Annotated in this window: 18 protein-coding genes and 1 pseudogene; 1 reads left to right on the top strand and 18 read right to left on the bottom strand. The window is 63.0% G+C overall.

Translation table 11 applies throughout. The features are described 5' to 3' along the window. Positions 1-85 precede the first annotated feature (85 nt). The 6 genes from ACVOLZ_RS06140 to ACVOLZ_RS06115 all read right to left on the bottom strand — a co-directional run bounded on the left by ACVOLZ_RS06140 (position 86) and on the right by ACVOLZ_RS06115 (position 5,707). Complete coding sequence (locus ACVOLZ_RS06140; RefSeq protein ID WP_481515407.1) at positions 86-547, bottom strand: hypothetical protein; 462 nt, start codon at positions 545-547, stop codon at positions 86-88. Positions 548-767: 220 nt separating this feature from the next. Continuing rightward, on the bottom strand, positions 768-1,643 hold the full coding sequence (gene rimK, locus ACVOLZ_RS06135) for a 30S ribosomal protein S6--L-glutamate ligase (RefSeq protein WP_481515423.1): 876 nt from the start codon (positions 1,641-1,643) through the stop codon (positions 768-770). A gap of 333 nt (positions 1,644-1,976) precedes the next feature. Then, entirely contained in the window at positions 1,977-2,885 is a 909-nt protein-coding gene (locus ACVOLZ_RS06130) for a LysR family transcriptional regulator (protein ID WP_003141085.1), read from the bottom strand. Between the two features lie 232 nt (positions 2,886-3,117). Beyond that, positions 3,118-4,269 carry a S1C family serine protease gene (locus ACVOLZ_RS06125; RefSeq protein ID WP_003454970.1) on the bottom strand — a complete coding sequence of 384 codons (1,152 nt, stop codon included), beginning with the start codon at positions 4,267-4,269 and terminating at the stop codon, positions 3,118-3,120. Between the two features lie 24 nt (positions 4,270-4,293). Continuing rightward, on the bottom strand, positions 4,294-5,259 hold the full coding sequence (locus tag ACVOLZ_RS06120) for a zinc metalloprotease HtpX (RefSeq protein ID WP_003454968.1): 966 nt from the start codon (positions 5,257-5,259) through the stop codon (positions 4,294-4,296). Further along, positions 5,237-5,707 (bottom strand): phosphate-starvation-inducible PsiE family protein, encoded by a 471-nt coding sequence (locus ACVOLZ_RS06115; RefSeq protein WP_481515406.1) that lies wholly within the window; start codon positions 5,705-5,707, stop codon positions 5,237-5,239. The genes ACVOLZ_RS06120 and ACVOLZ_RS06115 overlap by 23 nt, the downstream gene beginning before the upstream one ends. Positions 5,708-5,741: 34 nt before the next feature. On the opposite strand from ACVOLZ_RS06115, the pseudogene ACVOLZ_RS06110 reads away from it, so the two are divergent. Then, positions 5,742-7,303 (top strand): annotated as a pseudogene (locus ACVOLZ_RS06110) (IS3 family transposase). 88 nt (positions 7,304-7,391) lie between these two features. On the opposite strand, the gene kefB-GI reads toward ACVOLZ_RS06110, so the two are convergent. The 12 genes from kefB-GI to ACVOLZ_RS06050 form a co-directional block, all read right to left on the bottom strand. Then, on the bottom strand, positions 7,392-9,107 hold the full coding sequence (gene kefB-GI, locus ACVOLZ_RS06105; RefSeq protein ID WP_126220054.1) for a heat resistance system K+/H+ antiporter KefB-GI: 1,716 nt from the start codon (positions 9,105-9,107) through the stop codon (positions 7,392-7,394). 3 nt (positions 9,108-9,110) lie between these two features. Then, positions 9,111-9,551: a heat resistance system thioredoxin Trx-GI gene (gene trx-GI / locus ACVOLZ_RS06100; RefSeq protein ID WP_012761376.1), complete on the bottom strand. Its 441-nt coding sequence runs from the start codon at positions 9,549-9,551 to the stop codon at positions 9,111-9,113. Beyond that, complete coding sequence (locus ACVOLZ_RS06095) at positions 9,541-10,686, bottom strand: RNA polymerase sigma factor (RefSeq protein ID WP_126220055.1); 1,146 nt, start codon at positions 10,684-10,686, stop codon at positions 9,541-9,543. The genes trx-GI and ACVOLZ_RS06095 overlap by 11 nt, the downstream gene beginning before the upstream one ends. A gap of 79 nt (positions 10,687-10,765) precedes the next feature. Next, positions 10,766-11,377: a heat resistance membrane protein HdeD-GI gene (hdeD-GI, locus tag ACVOLZ_RS06090; RefSeq protein WP_016451631.1), complete on the bottom strand. Its 612-nt coding sequence runs from the start codon at positions 11,375-11,377 to the stop codon at positions 10,766-10,768. An 89-nt stretch (positions 11,378-11,466) separates the two neighbouring features. Continuing rightward, positions 11,467-12,354 (bottom strand): heat resistance protein YfdX2, encoded by an 888-nt coding sequence (gene yfdX2, locus ACVOLZ_RS06085; protein WP_126220056.1) that lies wholly within the window; start codon positions 12,352-12,354, stop codon positions 11,467-11,469. Positions 12,355-12,456: 102 nt separating this feature from the next. After that, positions 12,457-13,371 (bottom strand): heat resistance protein YfdX1, encoded by a 915-nt coding sequence (gene yfdX1 / locus ACVOLZ_RS06080; protein WP_126220057.1) that lies wholly within the window; start codon positions 13,369-13,371, stop codon positions 12,457-12,459. Between the two features lie 22 nt (positions 13,372-13,393). Continuing rightward, positions 13,394-13,852: a small heat shock protein sHSP20-GI gene (hsp20-GI, locus tag ACVOLZ_RS06075; protein ID WP_003454952.1), complete on the bottom strand. Its 459-nt coding sequence runs from the start codon at positions 13,850-13,852 to the stop codon at positions 13,394-13,396. Between the two features lie 87 nt (positions 13,853-13,939). Beyond that, a complete protein-coding gene (gene ftsH / locus ACVOLZ_RS06070) occupies positions 13,940-15,757 on the bottom strand; it encodes an ATP-dependent zinc metalloprotease FtsH (RefSeq protein ID WP_126220058.1) in 1,818 nt (605 codons plus the stop codon). 27 nt (positions 15,758-15,784) lie between these two features. Next, positions 15,785-17,215, bottom strand: a complete 1,431-nt coding sequence (gene cls / locus ACVOLZ_RS06065; protein ID WP_126220059.1) for a cardiolipin synthase — start codon at positions 17,213-17,215, stop codon at positions 15,785-15,787. Positions 17,216-17,232: 17 nt separating this feature from the next. Then, positions 17,233-20,082 (bottom strand): heat shock survival AAA family ATPase ClpK, encoded by a 2,850-nt coding sequence (clpK, locus tag ACVOLZ_RS06060; RefSeq protein ID WP_126220060.1) that lies wholly within the window; start codon positions 20,080-20,082, stop codon positions 17,233-17,235. A 93-nt stretch (positions 20,083-20,175) separates the two neighbouring features. After that, complete coding sequence (locus tag ACVOLZ_RS06055; protein WP_016446189.1) at positions 20,176-20,745, bottom strand: Hsp20/alpha crystallin family protein; 570 nt, start codon at positions 20,743-20,745, stop codon at positions 20,176-20,178. A gap of 44 nt (positions 20,746-20,789) precedes the next feature. Continuing rightward, positions 20,790-21,062, bottom strand: a complete 273-nt coding sequence (locus ACVOLZ_RS06050) for a helix-turn-helix domain-containing protein (protein ID WP_126220061.1) — start codon at positions 21,060-21,062, stop codon at positions 20,790-20,792. Positions 21,063-21,229: the final 167 nt, after the last annotated feature.

Genomic DNA, 21,229 nt, shown 5'->3' with positions numbered 1-21,229 from the left:
ATTACAGCACAGCCAGCGTTAAGTCCTCACATCCAAGCCGCAGACACGGACTACCTCGATGCAAGGTTCTGCTTGGCTCTGCAGATCAATCTGCCACCTTGAAAGCACCCTTCTGCGTAGACTGCAGGCGATCTTGTGAATCCCTTTTCATACGGTCACGCTGCGCAACAGTGAAACATTGCGAGGAAGTCATCTGTGAACCAATGCTTTTCTCACGCCTGCAGATAAGCCGACTGTCCTGGCGCGCCTTGGTCAACAAGGTGTTGACCAGCTCCTGGTCACTGAACACCTGCGCCTTGCTTTCGGGGGAAAGCGACTCAGCACTACCTTCTCCGATCAAGCCGGACATGCGCTCAAGCGCCGTAACCACGCGCTGACGATCGTCTGCCGATATCTCGCTATATACCTCGCCGCCCTGCAGGTCCGCGCGCACCTTTTGATGCTGCACTTGAAACGATTCACCTGCCCGAAACGGAACTTCAGCCGGCTTTGCCAAAACAATGCCAGGCCCCATCAACAGCACCGCCAACAACAGCTTCCGGGACATACGCTCACCCTCCTTAGATTCATTCTACTCTAGCGCTGCTTAGGCCCTACAACAACATAAAGAATTTTCAACAAAAACAAGGCCCCGACGGAAACCGCCGGGGCCTTAAAAATTCCCGATCACCGGACCCACTGAGGAGGGCTGGGCACAGTGGGAACAGGCTAGGACCAGCCGGATTAAAGGCTTGTTAAAACCATGCAAAGAAATTGCATCCCCAGCCTCAGCGCTTGAGGCTGGTCACGTATTCGATCATGCGCCCGGCGATATCGTCCCCGGAAACCCCCTCGATGCCCTCCAGCCCCGGGGTCGAGTTGACCTCCAGCACCAGCGGCCCGCGCTTGGAGCGGATCAGGTCGACACCGGCAATGCCCAGCCCCAGCGCCTTGGCCGAGCGTATCGCCACCTGCTGCTCGGCCTTGCTGCAGACCACCCGTTCGGCAACGCCGCCAGCGTGAAGATTGGAGCGGAAGTCCCCGTCCTGCGCCTGCCGTCGCATGGTCGCGACCACCTGATCGCCCACCACCAGGCAGCGCAGGTCCGCGCCGTGGGCCTCGGCAATGAACTCCTGCACCAGGAAGTTGGCGTACAGCCCACGCAGGGCCTCGACGGTGCCCTTGGAGGCACTGAGCTTCTCGGTGAGGATCACGCCCCTGCCCTGCGTGCCCTCGCTGAGCTTCACCACATGCGGCGGCGGCCCCAGCATCGACAGCAGGTCGTCGGTATCGTCGGGGTTGTCGCCGAACACGGTAACCGGCATGTCGATGCCCTTGGCCGCCAGCAGCTGGTGCGCGCGCAGCTTGTCGCGCGCACGCAGGATTGCATCGGATGGATTGGGGGTGCGCGCGCCCATCATTTCGAACTGGCGCAGCACCGCCGTGCCGTAGCGGGTGATCGAGGCGCCGATACGCGGAATCACCGCGTCTATCCCGGTCAGCGCCTTGCCCTTGTAGTGCATGCCGAAGCCACTGGAGGTAATGCGCATATAGCAGCGCAGCGGGTCGAGAATGCGCACGGTATGGCCACGTGTGCGTGCAGCCTCGACCAGTCGACGGGTCGAATAGAGCTTGGTGTTACGGGAAAGAATGGCCAGTTTCATCGCGGCGGGAATGGTCAGTAGGCGCGCAGCATATCGCGGCGTTACCGTATCCGGATGATCTGGATCATGGCGTTCGTGTCGGCCGTTATGGCCGTGTGAGGCGGCCAGCTGCCGCCCCCCGATCAAACCCATCATCTGCCTGGTATTGGAGCGGGCGAAGGGAACATCATCGTGTTCCCAACTCGTTGATTGATAACGAGTTTTCCGCACTCGGCGAACCGAGATGGACATAATTATGGACTGAAAAACCACGCTTGGTCAACGCGCGCTCCGAGCAAGTCCAGTGCGAGCCATGGACAGCCAGCAGTAGCCAATGTACCCGAGCGCTCAACGTCACGAGGCCGGTTCATCTCCCTTTGGCAGGAACTCCTCGCGGGCGCGCTGCAGAAACCGCTTCATGGGCTCAGAGGGTTCGGCGCTGCGGCGCAGCAGGTAGGTGGACAGCATGGGCGGCGTGCCGGCCAAGGGGCGAACGGTTATGTCGGGGCGGTTCAGGGTCTGCACCTGCGAGGCAATGGCGAAACCTAGGCCATAACCGGCACCGACCAGAGTCAGCATCACGCCTAGGCTCGTCACCTGATCTACCAGCTTGAGCGGCTTGGACGCACCTTGAAGCACCGCCTGGATCTGGTGGTGGCAGCCCGATCCCGCGTCCGGATGGCACAGTACCAACGGAAACTTCAAGGCTTCATCCAATGGCACTTCCGCGTGCGCCAACAAGGGGTGGCGCACGGGCACGATCACCGACAGAGGATCGGTCCACACGGGCTCGGCGACAAGGCCTTCGCTCACCGCGTCCGACAGCGCAAAACCGATGTCCAGCAGATCGTTGTGCAGGCCCTTGAGCTGCTGCGCGAAAGGCAGCTCGAAGACGCGAATCTCCAGTTCGGGCTCTTCCTCGCGGCTGCGCGCCAGCAAGGTGGCAATGTGGGGCTGCGCCAAGCTGTCGCAGATGGCGATGCGCAGATAACCCTGATAGCCCTGCGCCGCCGCCTTTGCGGCACTCACCGCCTGCTCCACGGTGGCCAGCACGCGCCGGCACTCACCGAGGAACACTTGACCGGCCCAGGTCAGTCGCGTCTGGTGCGCGCTGCGGTCGAACAACTGCACGCCGAGCGTGGCTTCGAGATTTCGCATTGCGCGCGACACAGGCGATTGTTCTACGCCAAGGCGCTCGGCCGCTCGCGCGAAATGCAGTTCTTCCGCGACCGCAACGAAATAGCGCAGTAGTCTGAGTTCCAATGCGGCCTCCTGTTTGCCTCGTTCCTGGCCTGCGTCCACCTCATGCGGATTGCGCCTCGCTTTCTCCTTCGATGATTGGCAAGAGGTTCCGGCGTTGCATGCTTGCCTATTCGGATAGGCAGATCGCATCCGAAAATTACGGAGGTTGAGGCGGAACGCTACCTGGCCGAAGACCTGAGAACCTCAATCGCCGCGACGCTGCACTACCGCCTGATCCACAGGTTCAGTTCAATCAATTCCCGGGTTGCAGCTCCACACGCACCTCGCGCGATTTGCCGGCCCGCTCCACTGACAAGACCACCACATCGCCGACCTTCCTGTCGTCTAGCCGCGCGAGCAGCTTGGCCACATCGTCCGTCGCCTGGCCATCAACATCGATGATGCGGTCGCCCGGCACGATGCCTTGCGGCGTGACTTCGACACCCGCGAGGCCGGCCTTGTGCGCTGCCGAACCAGGGGTAACACGCAACACGAACACGCCCTTGCTTCCAGTCAGCGCCAGCAGGCGCTGATTGAGCTGTTCGTCCACCTCAATGCCCAGCGCCGGACGGATGTACTTACCGGTCTTGATGAGTTGCGGGACTACGCGCATGACGGTGTCCACCGGCACGGCGAAACCAATCCCGGCCGAGGCGCCGGAGGGGCTATAGATCGCCGTGTTGATGCCGATGAGCCTTCCTGCCGAATCGAGCAGCGGCCCACCGGAGTTGCCAGGGTTGATGGCGGCGTCGGTCTGGATCAGGTGATCGATGGCCGGGCCGCCCGCTTCTCCGGGTAACGAGCGGTCGAGCGCGGAGACGATGCCGGTGGTGAGCGTCCAGTCCAGGCCGAAGGGGTTGCCGATAGCGAACACCTTCTGACCCACCTTGAGGTCGGCACTGGTGCCGACCGGCACGGCCGGCGGGCGCTTGAAACCGACGCCGATCTTGAGCACAGCGATGTCGTGCGCGGGGCTCGTCCCCACCAGTGCGGCCTGGTAGTCGCGGCCGTCGGCCAGTTTGACGGTGGCTTCGGACGCGCCCTGGATGACGTGGAAGTTAGTGACGACGTGGCCGGCGTCGTCCCAGATGAAGCCCGAGCCAGTGCCGCGCGGCACGGAGAAGACGTTGCGCGTCCAGACATCGCGTACCAATTGTGCGGTAGTGATGTAGACCACCGAGGCGCGCGATTTCTCGAACAGTTCGATGGTGGCTTTCTCGTCCGCCGCCAGATCGCCACGCGCCGTCACAGTGCGTTCTGCCGCCTCGCGCGGACTGAACCAGGCCTCGATGGCGGGCAGGAACTGCCACAGCAGCATGAGCGTGGCAATACAGGCGGTGATGAAGAGCCAGCGCCGGATGAAGGGGTCCGGTGCGGGGCGTGGGTACGGGTCGGGGTAGGCCATGAGAAGTCTCCTGTTGATAGGCAATCAGCGCCACAGCCCGCTCGGGTGCCAGCGCGGCGGGCGCGGCGTCACAGCGGATTCCGGCAAGAAATGGGGCGCGTGGAATGGCAACGCTGATGCTGGCCCAGGCGCCAACGTCAGCAGGCGTGCGATACGCTCTTGCGTTGCCGGATGCGTGCGCAAGCAGGAGGGCTCGGGATTGCCCCATCCCGGCCACAGCCAGGCACGCCAGGAGCGGCTGACCCGCTCGATTTTCGCCAGCGCGGACGCCAGCCCCTGCGGGTCGCCCGTCAGTTCCGCCGCGAGGCGGTCAGCGTCGAACTCACGCACGCGAGACAAGCCGAGCTGTGCGAGCAGGGCCAGCTGGGGCGATGCGGCCAATAACAATAAACCAGGCCAATAGACCTCCGCCGCGCCAACCAGCAGCGCGGGCAGGCTCAGCAGGATCGCGATCTGTCCCATAAGGGCCAGTAGGCTCGTGAAGCGACTGACGGAATCCGCCAGCCCCATGACGCGCAGATCCTCACTGGCGATGTGCGCGATCTCGTGCGCGAGCACACCCGCCAGCTCGCGTGGGCTCAGGCTGCGCAGCAGGCCATCGGTGAGGGCGATCGATGCCTCCTGCTTCGATCCGGTGGCGAAGGCGTTGACGACGGCACTGGGCACATAGTGCGGCACCGGCGTGGCGGGCAAACCGGCACGGGCGGGCAGCTCGCGCAACAGGGCCCACATCTCGTGGGCTTCTTGCGGGTGCAAGGCCCGTACGCGGTACAGGCGCAAGCTCAGCGCCGACGCGGCTACCGGTTCCAGCAGCAACGCACCTGCAACGGCAAACAGCGCGAGCCACAGGCCGCCTTCCCCAAACGGCAGTCTCCCTGCTACGGCTGCGATCCCGACCAGGGTCAGGACCAACAGCCCGGTCTGCAGGCGGTTGAGCCAGCGGTGTTGCAACAGCGCCGTGCGCGGATCACTGGGATGATGACGGGTCATGCTCAGAGGTCTCGGCGGCGCGGTCGTCGCGCTCGCGCAGCAGCCAGTAAGTGGCACCAAGCGCCAGCGTGGCGCCTGCAAGCGCGGCGATCTTGCCAGGGCTCGCCTCGGGGTCGAGGATCACGAACTTGCGCGCCAGCGCGATCAGGCCGATGAGGATCACGGTCTTGACCTGGATGATGCTGTCCCGACGCAGCGCCACGCGCACGATGGAATGCTTGAACTCCATCGCGATCAAGAGCGTCATGATCATGCCGAACACACTCTGGAATACCTTGTGATCCAGGGGATTGAAGGCATCGAGAACCAGCAGCGTGAAGACGATGGAGATGAGCTGGAACAGCGACACCACGATGATGACGGCAATCACCGCCGACAGCACGAGCGCGACGACCTGCTCGAAGCGCTCGTAAAAACCCCCCCGCGTCAGAATAGTTGCCGCCTCCATAGAACAACCCTGGGGGCGGCGATGAAGGACGGAATTGGCTCGATACGGACAGGCATTCATGGACAAGGCGGTGGCGAGGTTTCTGCCACCGGAGAGCGCACCACTGGAAGTGGTGTCGCAGGAGATGGGCGTAGGGGTGGGTGCGCTGGAGCGGTGGCGCGACAAGGCGCAGTCCATGCCCGCCCGAGGGCGGGCATGGACTGCGGGCGCGCGGCTTGAAGCCGTGATCACCACGGCGGCGATGAACGAGGCTGCCAAGAGCGCGTGGTGTCGCGAGCACGGCGTGTACCCGGCCGAGTTGGACAAGTGGCGAGCCAGCTGCACCACCGCGCTGGCCGACCCCGAGGACGCACGCGCCAGCCCGCAGGCCACGCGCGCGGACCGCAAACGCATCAAGGAGCTGGAGCGCGATCTGCTGCGCAAGGACCGTGCACTGGCCGAGACGGCGGCGCTGCTGGTGCTGTCAAAAAAAGTTGCGGCGATCTTCAACAAGGGCGAGGACGAATGATCGACCTCGAAGATCGCCAAGCCCTGGCCCGGGACATCGATGCAGCGCACAGCGCGGGGGCCCGGCTGCGGCCGGCCTGCGAGACCGCTGGCATCGATGCGCGCACCTTGCAACGCTGGAAGGGCAACGAGGGCCTCACAGCGGGCGACGGCAGGCTGCAGGCTGTGCGTCCCACGCCTGGCCATGCCTTGAGCCCTGAGGAGCGTGCTGCGCTGCTGGCCGTGGCCAACGAGCCGCGCTTCGCCTCGGTGCCGCCAGCGCGCATCGTGCCCATGCTGGCCGACGAAGGCGTGTACCTGGGCAGCGAGTCGAGCATGGCCCGCGTGCTCAAGGCGGCTGGGCAGAACGCCCGTCGTGGTCGCGCCAAGGCGCCCAGGGCGACACGCCCGCCCACCACCCACATCGCCACGGCGCCGGGCCAGGTCTGGTGCTGGGACATGACCTACCTGCCGGCCAACGTGCTGGGCCGCTGGTTCCACCTGTACCTGATCCTGGACCTGTACAGCCGCAAGATCGTGGGCGCCGAGGTGCATGACAGCGATGACTCGGATCACGCGGCGCACCTGGTGCGGCGTACCGCGCTGGCCGAGGGCATCGCAGCGCGGGAGTCCAAGCCGGTGCTGCACGGTGACAACGGCTCCACGCTCAAGGCCACGACGGTGCTGGCGATGCTCAATTGGCTGGGCGTGAAGCCCTCGTACTCGCGGCCCCGCGTCAGCGACGACAACGCCTACGCCGAGTCGCTGTTCCGCACGGCCAAGTACCGGCCCGAGTTCCCCGCCAAGGGCTTCGCCAGCCTGGACGCGGCCAGGGCATGGGCTGCCGAGTTCGTGCGTTGGTACAACGTCGATCACCGCCACAGCGGCATCCGCTACGTCAGCCCGCAGCAGCGCCACGCGGGCGAAGACCGAGCCATCCTGGCGGCCCGGCGCGAGCTGTACGCCCAGGCCCAGCAACGCCATCCGGCACGCTGGTCTGGCAACACACGCAACTGGTCGCACATCGATGTGGTGACTCTCAATCCCGAGCGCGACGAGCTGGTCAGCATGGCTGCCGCAGCTCAACATACTCAGCTCAACGCTGCGTGAATCAGGCGGCAACTACCTTGACGCGCGCCGAAACTCATGATGGCCAATTGGTCGCGCAAGACCTGAAATGAGTTAAGGCGTGTTGATTTCATGACGATGAACTCCCTGGAAAACGGCTGCTGTCGAGACGGCGGCGCATTGCGCTGATGTGTCCTTCAATCAGCTCGGTCGACATGCCAAGCGTCGACATCACCTGTTCCGCCAGCCCAATAGCTGCGGCAAAGGATTGCTGGTACACGCGCACGTTGGGCATGGCGCGAAATGCATCGGCCGCGGTCGTACTTCTGCATGACACCCACAAGGTCAGCGCCGGACGGCGCTCGGCAATCGCCTGGGCGATGCGCAACGCTTGCTGGGCATGGGCGAACGTCAGCACCACCATGTGCGCATGCGTCAAGCCGGCAGCCAGCAAGGTATCGGGCCGACTGGCATCGCCATGGAACACCGGCGCGCCGGCGGCACGCGCGGCCTCGACCTTCTGCGCGTCCGCCTCCAGCAGCAGATGCGCCACGCCGGCGTGGCGAAGAATCTCACTGACGGTCAGGCCAAGCTCGCCCGCGCCGCAGATGATGACGTGGTCTCGATATCGCGCTGTCTGCGCGGTGATCTCAACTTCTTCAGCCTGGGGTGGCTGAATGACGCCGCCGGTGCGGCTCAAGAACCGGGCAAGTACATCGTGATGGCGGATCAGTAGCGGTGCCAGGGCCATGCTGAGCACCAGCGCAACTAGCATGGGTTGTACGACGGTCGCGGGGATCAGATGCTGCTGCAAGACCATGCCCAACAACAGCAGGGCGAACTCGCCGCCATGCCCCAACGCTATGCCCGTGCGCCAGGCATCGAGGGCGGACAGGCGCGTCGCCCGCAAGGCCAGGGTGTTGAGCCCGATCTTGACCGGTACCAGCACTGCCAGCCACGCGAACACCGCCAGTGGTGCCGAAAGAATCTGCGCTCCGTCCAACTGCAGGCCGATGGTCACGAAGAACACCCCCGACAACACATCGCGAAACGGTTTGAGGTGGCTTTCCATGTGGTGACGGAAGTCGCTCTCGCCCAGCACCATGCCGGCCAAAAACGCACCCAGGGCGGCGGATACGCCGACCGCGTGTGCAGCAGCGGCGGCAGCCACCACCACGCACAAGGAAACCAGCACGAAGGATTCTTCGTGGCCCTGCCGCGCCACCCAGCCCAGCAGGCCATGCAACAGACGACGGGAGGCGAGGGCCGCTGCCGCGAACAACATCAGCACGCCCAACACTTCGAGCAGCATGCTCTCGACCTTCGGCGACTCGCCGCGCGCCCAGATCGCCAGCAAGGCCAACAGGGGCACGCTGGCCAGATCCTGAAAGACCAGCACGGCGATGGCGCTGCGGCCATGGCGTGTGGTGAGTTCACCCTGGTCGGCCAACTGCCGGCTGACCAGCGCCGTGGACGACATGGCCGCCGCAGTGCTGAGCAACGCAGCGCTCTGAACTGGCTGTCCCAGCCACATCAACATCAAGGTCAGTGGCGTGGCGACAGCGATCATCTGCAAGCTGCCGGCCGCCAATACGGTTTTACGGGAAAGCCAGAAGTGCCCGAGGGAGAACTCCAGCCCAACCATGAACAGCAGCAGGGCCACGCCCAGCTCGGACAGAAAATCAAGCGCTTCTCCCGGCGCGACTACACCGCTGACCGACGGGCCCAGCAAGGCGCCGACGGCGAGGTAACCCAGCAAGGCGGGTACTCTGAACGCCGCCGTCGCCACCGCCGCGAGGCTGCATGCCGCCAGCAGGATCAGGGTGGCGCCGAGCAAGTCCTGCATCGGTCAGCGCCCCACCTGTGCAGATGCCCAGCGCACGATGTCCTGCGCGCCCAAGGCGCCGGCCTGACGCCCGATCTCCCGCCCACCCTGGAACAGGGCGAGCGTCGGAATGCTGCGGATGCCGAACTGCGCGGCCAGGTGGGGTTCTGCCTCGGTATTGACCTTGGCCAGCCTGACCCTGGGTTCGAGCTGGCGCGCCGCTTGCTGGAACTGCGGGGCCATCATCTTGCACGGCCCGCACCAAGGTGCCCAGAAATCGACCAACAGTGGCAGGTCGCTGCGCTCCACGTGGCGCGAGAACGTCGCCGTGGTCAACTCGATGGGTTCGCCCGTGAACAAGGGCTGCTGGCAGCGGCCGCAGTTGGGATGTTCCGATAGCTTCGCAGTCGGTACGCGGTTGATGGACTGGCAATGCGGACAGACGAGGTGAAGATCATTCTTCATGGTTCGCCTCCTTGGACCACAGTGAGGCTGCCGCGCTTCGGGTCACAGACAATGCCGACCAATCAACGCCTTGGAGCCAATCGTTCCCGTCTTTGCTTACTCCGGCCTCTTCCAAATGAGCAGCGATGAACGCTTCGGCCTGCATGAGCCACCTTTGGACAGTATCTTCCTTACTAGGAATCAGCAGGATTTCAGAGACGCTGCTGGCATCCAGCCCGTCCACACGGATAAGCAGAAAAATGCGCCGCCACAAACGCGGCATGTCCTTCAGCAGGTCGAATGCAAAAGCGAACTCGCTCGACCGATCAACTAGCTCCTCCTGTTCCGCGATCGTTGCGGCATCGGGATGCTGACTGTCAGCGATGATATCGGCCAGCCTGAGTGTGTCATCGGGCTGATAAAATTCGAAGACTTCCTCTTCCACCATGGCCTCGGCGACGTCTTGGGCATCCGGTTCGACCGGCGCGTCCAGAGAAACGAATTCGCCAAATTGCCGGCTGCTTGCCACTTCGTTATCCAGGACGGCGAACAGATGCTTCAAAAGACCGGTGTAAGCCTCTTTTTCCCCCGGCACGGATTGCCATTCCACCTCAGCTCGGACAATCGCTTCATCCACCACGTCGCGCAGCGTCGGATAATCGCGCGGTAAATCGCCGACGGCCCGCAGATAAGCCAGCTCACGCCTTGCGACAGCCTCAAGTTTCGACAGTAGAGGCATTCGGGTCGCCTCGGCCTCATGGGCGGCTGATGCGGGTTTTGCGGCAATCCGCACCTTGAGCTCGCGCAAGCGCTCGCGTCGTGCTTTGCGCTTGATTTGATCCTGAGCATGCAGTCGGTCAAAATGCTTCTTGGCCTGACGGAACAACGACTGTGCGAGCATCTGCGCGAGGGGCGTCAGCTCGTCATGTGATGCAGTAACGCTGACAGTCTTTTTGCCGGGCAGGTGCATATAGCCACTGGCCAGAAATTGCCGCTTGAGCTTGTCGCGATCAAGGACGATTTGAAGTTGCGCTGAATCTTTAGTGTGTTTGTCGAGCAATGGCTTGAGGGCGTGCTCGATCACATTTCCCAAAGCTCTCTGCCAAGGTTCATGAAACTCTTTGTCGATAGCTCGATAGCTATATTGCATCTGCATGTATGACTCCTTCGATGTCATTTCTATGGAGGTATGAATCGAGGATGCTCATATCCATAGAATTTAGTTTGACCCGCTCTTATCCCTGGCGCGTTTTGCGAAGACGCCAACTCAAGAACAAAAGCGTGACACCATAGACTGCCGCATAGAAGCCCAACAGCCAGCCTGCGGCCAGGAATGACTCGACCGGACGGGAAAAAAATATCCACAAGACGATAGCGCCAAGGACAATCGAGAGCAGTCCACTGAAGGCAAGCCAAATTTCACCCTTGATTTCTTGACGCAGCCGAACGGCGGCGGATATCTCCAGCACACCGGTGAAAATCGCCCAGAAGCCCACGCTAGCCCATAAAAAAGAAGCCAAGACTATCGTGGCGACCCAAGGAGCAACCAGGACGACGACGCCCGTAAGTATGCCGACAATGCCGCTGAACAGCAGCCAGCCCCAGCGCTCTTTTTTCTGGATATGGCGCACCGCTGCAACCAAGTTGAAAGCGCCATTGACCAAGGAAAATGCGCCGAACATGATGGTCATGGCCAACAGAGCCGATTGTGGCATCCAGAACGCAAGGGCTGCAAAAATCAATGCCAAGACACCGCGCAGCACAAAAAGCCACCAATTTTGGCTCAGCGAACACAGTGCTTTGGTGGGGTCATCCGCATTGGAATTAGCGATGGTGTCTGTGTTCATGCAATATCTCCTAAAGATCTATACAAAATAAAAAATCAAACACTCATGGGACAAGAGAGGGGGCGCTATGCGCCCCCTCTCCAGGGGTTTCAGAACAACTTGGACAGTTTTGCCTTGATTTCATCGAGCCAGCCTTTTCCGCCGCCTCCCCCAGCCGTCTTTTGCTTGACTTTCTTGAGTTCAGCATACAGGGGCTCAAAGTCCTTCTTCTTTCCATAGCCCAGCAGTTCTGCCATTTCCAACTGCTGCCGCGCTTCGTTCAATAATGTCTCCAGGCGCTCATTGGACGCTTCGCTCCGCTGACCATCTTCTACCAAGGTCTCGGCGCGCTTCAGGAGCAGCTTCGCACGCAGGACGGGCAGCGGAAGCACGCTGCGCTCCTCGACCAGCGTGCTGAGCGCTGACTGCAGCGCGGCTTTGGCTTCTTCGATCTTGCCCTGATCGATCAGCGGCACGACTGCCTTCACGGCTGCGGGATAGGACGCCAGAGGGATGTTGGTGACCGCGATCACGATTTCACTGGCCAGCAAAGCCAGCACGTGACGTGCCTGTTGCACCTCGCCATGTTTGAGGGCATCCAGCGCCTCGTCGGTCATCGCCTCAATGGTTTCCGTGTTGGCGAACAAGTCGTGCACGATGGTGCGCACATCAACGGGGGCCAGGGCGAGCGTGGGTTCGCGCGCAACGATCAGCTCCAGCTTTCCCGTCACTTCGGCCAGCGTTGCCAATGCGCGTGCAGCGTCCTTGCCGTCAAGTGCGGCCAGCGCTGATTTGGTCAGCGCCAAGGCCGAGACGGCCTCATCGAGGACTTGTTTACGTTTGTCTGCCGCCTGCGAGACCGTTTCCTTCTGAACCTCAGGCTGTACCTCCGTGACGACTTCAGCCTTGGCCTCTGGACTGACAGGAAGGCTGCTTACCGCGGCCTGTTCGTTTATTTCTTTGTTAGTCGCATTGGGATTCGATGTTTGCTCATTCATGGTGATATGCCTCGTGTGAGTTAGTGAAAATAGGCGAATCTATTGGGGCTGACTGCGAACATCGCGAGACTGACCGACCGAACAGTCGGCCCCTTCATCACCTCAAAACAGCTGTTGGAGGCGCGTCTTCAACTCGTCGAACCATCCCTTGCCGCTTTTGCCACCAGCCGACTTTTGCTCAATGGACTTCACATGATCGAAGATGGGTTTGAAATCCGCCTTCTTGCCATAACCCAGGATCTGCGCCATCTCGATCTCCGTGCGCACGGACGACAGCAAGGTGCTGAGCTCCTCGTTCTGCTTGGCATCGCGCTTGTCGGTCTCGGCCAGCTTTTCAGCTTTTGCCATCGCGGCTTCAGCCCGTAGCACGGGCAGAGGAAAGGCGACCGAGGTCACCACCAGCGTGTTCAGTGCTCGGGCGAGTTCCGCCTTGGCGTCGTCGATCTTGCCGCTGTCGATGAGCCGTGCGGCCGACTTGATCGCTGCCGGGTACGTTGCCATCGGCAGGTTGTCGGTTTCGATCACGATTTCGCTGGCCAGATTGGCGACGATGGGCCGGGCCTTTTGCACCTCGCCATCACCCAACAACTCCCGAGACAACTTGACCGCCTTCTTCACCGATTCCACGTTGGCGTGGATATCGTGGGTGATGACGCGTACATCGACCGGCGCCAAAGCAAGTTTGGCGTCGCGTGCCAATACCAGTTCCAGCTTTCCGCTGGCCAGTTCCAGCGCAGCGAGCGCCTCCTTGGTCTTCTTTGCATCAAGGAGTGTCAAAGCCTCCTGGGTCTTGGTGAGCGCAGTGATGGCGTCTTGAGTGAGCTCGGCACGCTTTTTATCGGCTTCCCGGGCGGCCTTGTCATCTACCTGTGGCTGTGCCGCCTTGGATGCGGCAGAGGGTGCTGCAGCACCTGGGCTAGAACCTGTCGCCGATTGGGCCAGAGCCGGTCCGCTCAGTCCGACGACGACCGCCAGGGCAAGTGCGGAGAAGGTGTATTGTGGCTGTTTGATATTCATGATCTTGGGCTCCTAATTAAAGTTAGTTGACTGAGATTTCAATCTGTTTCGGTTTGGCTTGCTCGGCCTTGACAAGCCGCACTTCCAGCACGCCGTCTTTCATGGAAGCCGTCACCTTGGTCGGATCAACGTTGTCAGGCAAGACAAAGCTGCGCACAAAGCGGCCATACGCACGTTCGATGCGGTGGAACTTCTTGCCCTGCTCCTCTTTTTCCAGTTTGCGCTCGCCGCTGATGGTGAGCACGCCGTTTTCCGCGCTGACGCGCACGGCATCCTTGGGGACCTCCGGCAGATCCAGCTTGAGGAGGAATGCGTTCTCATCCTCGCTGATGTCCACCATTGGTGCCCAGTCCGCCGTGGTCATGGCTTCGTTGCCGGTACGGGCGCCCTGTCGCTGGGGTGTCCCTCCCAACATCGTCGCCAGGCGGTTTTGCAATTCATCCAGTTCCCGGAAGGGGTCCCACGGAGTCAATGCAGACATATCGGTTCTCCTTGAACAATGCCGGCGAATTGGATGACGCACCGAACAGAGCCGCCGGCTTACTCTGAATGGCACCTACTACTGTTTTCAGTTCCGAACAAGTCCTTGAGTCAATTGACGGATATCGCTTTCGTCGAGCGTTTCCCGCGCCAGCAGTTCGCGCGCACAACGCTCCAGCACCGCGCGGTTGGTGTCGAGGATCCGGTAGGCGCGCTCGAACACGCCCATCACGATGTCGCGGATGGCCTGATCGATGCGCGCCTGGGTCGATTCGGCCACCCGGCAGCCGCCGTGGGCCAGTTCCGGTGTATCGAGAAAGCGTGGCCGCTGCGCCTCGAAGGCGATGTAGCCCAGTCCTTCGTCCATGCCAAAGCGGGTGATCATGTCGCGGGCGATGTCGGTGGCTCGCGCCAGATCGTCCGCCGCCCCGGTAGACAACTCGCCGAACACCAGCTTTTCGGCGGCACGCCCGCCCAGCAGTACGGCGATCTTGTGCTCGAGATCGGTACGCGTCATCAGGAAGCGGTCTTCGGTGGGGCGCTGCAAGGTGTAGCCCAGCGCGCCGATGCCGCGCGGGATGATCGAGATCTTGTGCACGGGGTCGGTGCCGGGCAGCGCCAGCGCCACCAGCGCATGGCCCATCTCGTGATAGGCCACGGTTTCCCGCTCCTTGGGATTGAGTACTCGGTTCTTCTTCTCCAGGCCCGCCACGATGCGCTCGATGGCGGCGGTGAAATCCTGCAACTCCACGGCGGACGCTTTGCGCCGGGTCGCGGCCAGCGCGGCCTCGTTGACCAGGTTCGCGAGGTCTGCACCCGAAAAGCCCGTGGTCAGCGCAGCCACCTGTTCGAGATCGATATCCTGAGCCAGCGTCACCTTCTTGACGTGGACTTTCAGGATGTCCAGCCGTCCCTTCTTGTCGGGCCGGTCCACCAGCACCTGGCGGTCGAAGCGGCCGGCGCGCAGCAGCGCCTGGTCGAGGATTTCGGGGCGGTTGGTGGCGGCGAGGATGATCAGCCCCACCGAGCTGTCGAAGCCGTCCATCTCGGTGAGCAGCTGGTTGAGCGTCTGCTCACGCTCGTCGTGGCCGCCGATGGGCCCGCCGACGCCGCGTGCACGGCCCAGCGCGTCGAGTTCATCGATGAAGATGATGGCCGGCGCCTGCCCGCGCGCCTGCTCGAACAGGTCGCGCACCCGCGCCGCGCCCACGCCGACAAACATCTCGACGAACTCCGAGCCGGAGATAGAGAAGAACGGTACCCCGGCCTCGCCCGCCACGGCCTTGGCCAGCAGGGTCTTGCCCGTGCCGGGCGGGCCAACCAGCAACACACCTTTCGGGATGCGCGCGCCGAGGCGGCCGTAATCCTGCGGATTCTTGAGGAAATCGACGATTTCGACCAGCTCGGCCTTGGCCTCATCGACACCAGCGACATCGGCAAAGGTCACGCCAGTGTTCTTCTCCATGAATACCTTGGCACGGCTCTTGCCGATGCTCAGGAAGCCGCCCATGCCCTGCTTCTCGGCGAAGCGGCGGAACAGGAAGAACCAGACGCCGAAGAAGGCCACCGCCGGCAGAATCCAGGAGAGCACATCACGTAGCCAGGTGCTTTCCACCACCCGCGCGTAAGGCACGTCGTACTTGGACAGCCGCTCGGCCAGGTCGGGTTCGACGCGAGTGGCCACGATGGTGGTCTTGCCCCGGCTGTCCGGCGATTTCAGGCGCCCGGTGACCGTGCGGTCCGACACCAGCACTTCGGCGACGCGCCCCTCGGCCAGCGCCTTCTCGAATTCGCTGTAGGGCACGGGCTCGACGGTCTTGGCCGCCTGCCAGTAGTTCTGCAGCGTCAGCAGCAACAGGCCGGCGACGATCCAGTAGCCAATGTTCCATTGATCTTTCTTTTCCATGGGCAATGTTCCTCGCAAGTCGTGCCGCTAGAGAATGGGGGTGAACAGACGGGCCACCCCGTCGCGCAAGCGGATGGCCAGCGGGCGGGCGCGCAACGCCTTCGCCGATATCTCGCCCGACGCATCACGAGCGGCATCAAAAAGGGATGACAGCCGCGTAGACAACACGGTGTCGTACACCTCCACATTGAACTCGAAGTTGAGGCGCAAACTGCGCGCATCCCAATTGGCCGAACCCAGGCAGCACCACGCTCCGTCTACCAGCATCAGCTTGCTGTGGTCGAACGGGCCCGGCCGTTCGAAGATGCGCACACCGTGCTCCAGCACCTGCCAGTAGTGGGCGCGCGCAGCCCATTGCACCGTGGGATGGTCGCCGTTTGCGGGCGTCAGCACGTCGATACGCACGCCGCGCGACGCGGCCGTGCTTAGCGCCGCCATCATGGGCTGATCGGGCACGAAGTAAGGTGTCCAGATGCGCACCGAATGCTTCGCCGCGCTCAAAGCGCCCATGAAGGTCCAGCGCAGCCGGTCCAGGGCCTCATCGGGACCGGCCTCGATGCCGCGCGCCCAAGAGGTTCCTTGCTCATCAGCCGTTGCGGGCGGTTCGCCCCAGAGACCCTCGTTGAGCCGCTCGCCCGTGGTATCGCACCAATCGTCGGTGAAGCACCGCATCAGATGCGCAACCACCGGCCCGCGCAGACGAAAGTGCAAATCGTGACAGGCCCGGCCCGGCGCATCGGGCCGCCAATACGGGCTGAAGATGTTCATGCCGCCGGTGAAACCCGTCTCGCCATCGATCACCAGCAGCTTGCGGTGATTGCGCAGATGCGCAGCATGCAGGCGCGCGGGAATCAACGTCGGGTTGAACGTCGCCGCCGGAACGCCGGCGCGCTGCAAGGCGCGGTAGGCGCTGCGGGGCGTCCAGCGGGCATACACGTCGTCGATCAGCACCCGCACTTGCACGCCGCGCTCATGAGCCCGGCGCAGCGCATCGACGAACTGCGCCCCGATGCCTTGGCTGTCGAAGATGTACGAGGCCAAGGCGACGCTGTACCGCGCCGATTCGATGGCGGCGAGCATGGCCGGGTAGGCCTGCTCGCCATCGACAAGCGGCTCGATGCGGTTGCCGCCGGTCAGCGACTGGCCGGTGGCGCGTCCCACCAGGTGGGCCAGACCGGCAAGCGGCGGCGATACAGCCTCGGGCATCGTGGGCGAGAGGTCCTGCCGAACAGCAGGATCTGCCCCCGGGAAGAGCCGCCGCGCCCGCCGCTGGTAACGGTTGATGCCGAACAGCCCATACAGCAGCGAACCGCCCAGCGGCAACAAGGCGATCAGCAGTACCCACAGCGTGGCCGATCGAGGGTCACGCTTGTAGATGACCGCGTGCCCCGCTGTGGGGATAGCGACCGCCAGCGACACGAGGGTGGCTGCCCATGTCAGCCCGTTGGGGTCGGACACGACAGCCTCCCCATGACTCAAGATTCGCCGCCCGCTGACTTCTTCTTGCGCGCAGGCTTGCTCGCGTCGCTAGGCGGCGTCTCGGCCGCGTTCGCGGCATCGGGCTTCTCAGGCTCGGCCGGCTTCGCGGGTGGCTCCTGGCGCTCGAAGACCACCCGTTCGGCCTTGTCGTCCCAGCGGGCGCTGGCGTGATCGGCCTTGCCGATACCGCCACCCAGCATCTCGCGCGCCAGTGCCGTCTCCAGCTCGCTGCGGATCAGCCGCTTGAGCTCACGCGCGCCGAACTCGGGCTTGTAGCCTTCCTCCGCGAAGTGATCGATCAAGGTCTGATCGAAGGTCAGCGTCACGCCCTGGCTGGCGGCGTTGCGGGCCACACGATCGAGCTGCAGGCCGACGATATGGCGGATCTCCTCCTTGCCCAGCGCATGGAAGACGATGATCTCGTCGATGCGGTTGAGGAACTCGGGGCGGAAGTGTCCGCGCAGCACGTCCATCACCTCGCCCTTGGTCTTCTCGTATTCCTCGCCGGCGGCGCCACGGGCCTTCAGCCGACGCTGGATGATGTCCGAGCCCAAGTTCGAGGTGGCGATGATGATGGTATTGGTGAAATCCACCACCCGGCCCTTGCCGTCGGTGAGCCGCCCGTCGTCGAACACCTGCAGCAGGATGTTGTAGACGTCGGGGTGAGCCTTCTCGATCTCGTCCAGCAGCAACACGCTGTAGGGTTTGCGCCGCACCTTCTCGGTGAGCTGGCCGCCCTCGTCATAGCCCACATAACCCGGAGGCGCCCCCACCAGGCGTGCCACGGTATGGCGTTCCCCGTACTCGGACATGTCGATGCGCAGCAGCGCACCTTCATCGCCATAGATGGACTCGGCCAGCGCCTTGGCGAGCTCGGTCTTGCCCACGCCGGTCGGCCCGAGGAACAGAAAAGTCGCCACCGGCTTGCTGCCTTCGCGCAGGCCCGCGCGCGACAACCGCACGGCATCGGCCACCGCGCGCACCGCTTCGTCCTGGCCCACCAGGCGCTCGTGCAGCCGCTGCTCCAGATGCAGCAGCTTCTCGCGTTCTTCCACCGTCAGCTCGTTGACCGGAATGCCGGTCAGGCGCGAGACGATCTGCGCGACATGCTCGGCCTTGACTTCGGCGCTGCCCGAGGCGCGCTCGCGCTCCCAATCCTCGACGAGCTTCTTGAGTTCGGCCTCTTTGGCCTCGATGCGCTTGCCGAGCTCGGCGGCCTTGTCGTACTGCTTGCGCGAAGCCGCATAGTCCTGCTCACGCCGCAACTGATGCAGTTCGGACTCCAGCTCTTGCACCGCCACCGGGCGCGCCGTGGCCGACAGCTTCACGCGTGCGGCTGCCTGGTCGAGCAGGTCGATGGCCTTGTCCGGCAAAAAGCGCGCGGTGATGTAGCGGTCGGACAACTCGGCGGCGGCGATGATCGCATCCTCGGTGATGCTGACCTTGTGGTGCGCCTCGAAGGTGTCGCGCAGGCCGCGCAGGATCATCATGGTCTGCGCTACCGTCGGCTCGGGCACCATCACCGGCTGGAAGCGACGCTCCAGCGCGGCGTCCTTCTCGATGTACTTCTGATACTCGTTGAGCGTGGTAGCGCCGATCAGGTTCAGTTCGCCGCGCGCCATCATCGGCTTGAACACGTTGGCCACGTCCAGCCCGCCTTCGCCGCCACCCTGGCCTGCACCGACGATGGTGTGCACCTCGTCGATGAAGAGAATCAGCTCGCCCTGGTGCTCGGTCACTTCCTTGAGCACCTTCTGCACGCGCTCCTCGAACTCGCCGCGGTACTTGGCGCCTGCCACCATGGCGTTGATGTTGAGTTCGACCAGACGCTTGTCGCGCAGCGTCTCGGGCACTTCGCCGGCGACCATGCGCTGCGCCAGCCCTTCGACGATGGCGGTCTTGCCGACGCCGGGCTCGCCGATCAGCACCGGGTTGTTCTTCTTGCGCCGGGCCAGCACTTCGATGGTCGTCTCGATCTCCTGCGCGCGGCCGATGACCGGATCGAGCTTGCCCTCGCGCGCCATCTTGGTGAGGTCGCGCGAATACTTGTCAAGTTCCGGCGTGTTGGTCGGCGTCTCGGCGCGGCCATCCTCGGCCCCTTTGCCGACCACCTTGCTTACCTGCTGGCGCAGCGCTTGCGGCGTGAGGCCGTAACGGCGCAGCAGGTTGGCCGCCAAACCTTCGCCTTCCTCGGCGAGTCCGATCAGGAAATGCTCCGGCCCGACATAAGAGTGGCCGAGTTCGTTGGAGGCCACGAAAGCACGGCTGAGCGCGTCCTTGACCCGGGGCGACACGCCGATCTCGCCCTCGAACGGCTTATCGCCGCGCTTGGCTTCGGATTCGATCTGGCGCTTTAGGTCATCGACCTTGATCTTGAACTGCCCCAGGATGGTCTTGACCACGTCGCTGTCGGATAGCGCCAGCAGCAGGTGTTCGGTATCGACTTCGGCGCGCCCGAACTCTGCAGCGTGTCGGGCGGCCTCCTGCAATAGGGCCTCGGACTGTTCGCTGATACGGCTGGCGAGCCCACTGCCGCGACGGCGCGCGGTGCCCGTACCGGCCGGGGCGGGTTCGCCGAACGAGGCATCGACGACCTCGTCGGTATCGGCCGCCATGGACGGTGCGTCGTCACCGATGCGGAAGAAGTCGCTGCCAAGGAAGTCTTCGAACAGCCCGCTGCGCGAGCCGAACAAGGCTTCCAGCGGTGAGACGGTGCGCTTTTGCTGGCGCACCAGTTGGCGATAGTGATCGTCACACAACAGCATGGTGCTGAGGCGACCATTGAGATTGGCTTCCACCCGCACCGTGGCGGGCTGGCCGCAGACTTGGCATTGTTTTCTGGCCATGCTGATGCTCCTGTAAAGATTGATCTGACGAGGCACCGCCGATCACGGTGCCTCATCTCTTTGTGGTTTTTGAGAAAAACGCGCTGCCCCGCGTCAGCCGTTGATCGGGATCGAGCGCCCCTGCTTGGGCGTACTGGCCTCGCGCTTTTCCATCGTGATCGTGAGCACGCCGTTCTTGAAAGCGGCCTTGATCGTGTCCTGGTTGGCATCGGCCGGCAGGTTCAGAGCGCGCTGAAAGCTGCCGTAGGAGCGCTCCACCCGATGGAAACCGCCGTCTTTCGTTTCCTGCTCCTGACGCTTTTCACCGCGCACCAGCAGCACGTCGTTGTCGAGCGTGATCTGGATGTCTTTTTCCTCGATGCCGGGTACTTCCAGGGCGATCTTGTACTGCTTGTCGGTCTCCTGGATGTCCAGCGCCGGCTTCAGCATGCCCGGCCAGTCCGACGGCCAGCGTGGCATGGCCAGCGTCGGGAAACCGAAGCCTCGAAACGCGTCGTCGAACAGGCGGTCGATCTCGCGATGCAATTGCAGGATGGGACTGACGGGCCCACCCGCCACCGGCAGGTCATTGCGCTGCACCGGCAGCGAGGCAGTGCTCTGTTGTTCTTCCTGCTCCTTCTTGAACCAGTTCCAGGGAGCCAATTTCTTGAAATCAATGTCCATGTCACACCTCCAGAAGAAAAATTGAAGACTCTCGCTCACTCCGTTTACCTGCGGCGACGGACAGCGCGCCCAGACGACACGGAGTGTTCCGCTGACTTTGGCTGCTCATCTGTGCGTATCACCTCCTTCTTTCTGCCTGCTTGGATCTGATCATTGATCCATCGATCGATTTCACTTTGACGAAACCGCCACGTCCCGCCGACCTTGAAGGCCGGAATTTCCCCGTGCGCGGCGAGCCGGTAGAGCGTCCGCTTGCCGACTTTCAAGTAGGCAGCCAACTCGTCGAGTGTGAAGATCGCCTGCTGGCGCGCTGTCATACCACCCCCACAAGTTCCGTCGTCACGCGGCCTCGCCTGAGGAAGTTCTTGCAAGACTTTGCAAGATACTGCGCCTAACATGCCAAAAGTCAAGAGTCAACATCCAGCGATCTGCTGGCCGATTGATGTGACTCAATCGTAAGCAGCCAGGAAACAAATGTTGGCTG

The organism is Stenotrophomonas sp. STEN020 (assembly GCF_056760195.1).
Note: the sequence above shows the minus strand (reverse complement) of the source record. Positions and strands in the feature narration are given on the sequence as shown.

Coding starts and splice junctions, on each gene's coding strand:
- rimK (WP_481515423.1), bottom strand. CDS start 1,643: ATGAAACTGGCCATTCTTTCCCGTAACACCAAGCTCTATTCGACCCGT.
- ACVOLZ_RS06125 (WP_003454970.1), bottom strand. CDS start 4,269: ATGGCCTACCCCGACCCGTACCCACGCCCCGCACCGGACCCCTTCATC.
- yfdX1 (WP_126220057.1), bottom strand. CDS start 13,371: ATGAATATCAAACAGCCACAATACACCTTCTCCGCACTTGCCCTGGCG.
- ACVOLZ_RS06050 (WP_126220061.1), bottom strand. CDS start 21,062: ATGACAGCGCGCCAGCAGGCGATCTTCACACTCGACGAGTTGGCTGCC.
- hdeD-GI (WP_016451631.1), bottom strand. CDS start 11,377: ATGAACACAGACACCATCGCTAATTCCAATGCGGATGACCCCACCAAA.
- trx-GI (WP_012761376.1), bottom strand. CDS start 9,551: ATGAAGAATGATCTTCACCTCGTCTGTCCGCATTGCCAGTCCATCAAC.
- kefB-GI (WP_126220054.1), bottom strand. CDS start 9,107: ATGCAGGACTTGCTCGGCGCCACCCTGATCCTGCTGGCGGCATGCAGC.
- yfdX2 (WP_126220056.1), bottom strand. CDS start 12,354: ATGAATGAGCAAACATCGAATCCCAATGCGACTAACAAAGAAATAAAC.
- ACVOLZ_RS06115 (WP_481515406.1), bottom strand. CDS start 5,707: ATGGAGGCGGCAACTATTCTGACGCGGGGGGGTTTTTACGAGCGCTTC.
- ftsH (WP_126220058.1), bottom strand. CDS start 15,757: ATGGAAAAGAAAGATCAATGGAACATTGGCTACTGGATCGTCGCCGGC.
- ACVOLZ_RS06140 (WP_481515407.1), bottom strand. CDS start 547: ATGTCCCGGAAGCTGTTGTTGGCGGTGCTGTTGATGGGGCCTGGCATT.
- ACVOLZ_RS06120 (WP_003454968.1), bottom strand. CDS start 5,259: ATGACCCGTCATCATCCCAGTGATCCGCGCACGGCGCTGTTGCAACAC.
- ACVOLZ_RS06055 (WP_016446189.1), bottom strand. CDS start 20,745: ATGGACATTGATTTCAAGAAATTGGCTCCCTGGAACTGGTTCAAGAAG.
- hsp20-GI (WP_003454952.1), bottom strand. CDS start 13,852: ATGTCTGCATTGACTCCGTGGGACCCCTTCCGGGAACTGGATGAATTG.
- ACVOLZ_RS06095 (WP_126220055.1), bottom strand. CDS start 10,686: ATGCAGATGCAATATAGCTATCGAGCTATCGACAAAGAGTTTCATGAA.
- clpK (WP_126220060.1), bottom strand. CDS start 20,082: ATGGCCAGAAAACAATGCCAAGTCTGCGGCCAGCCCGCCACGGTGCGG.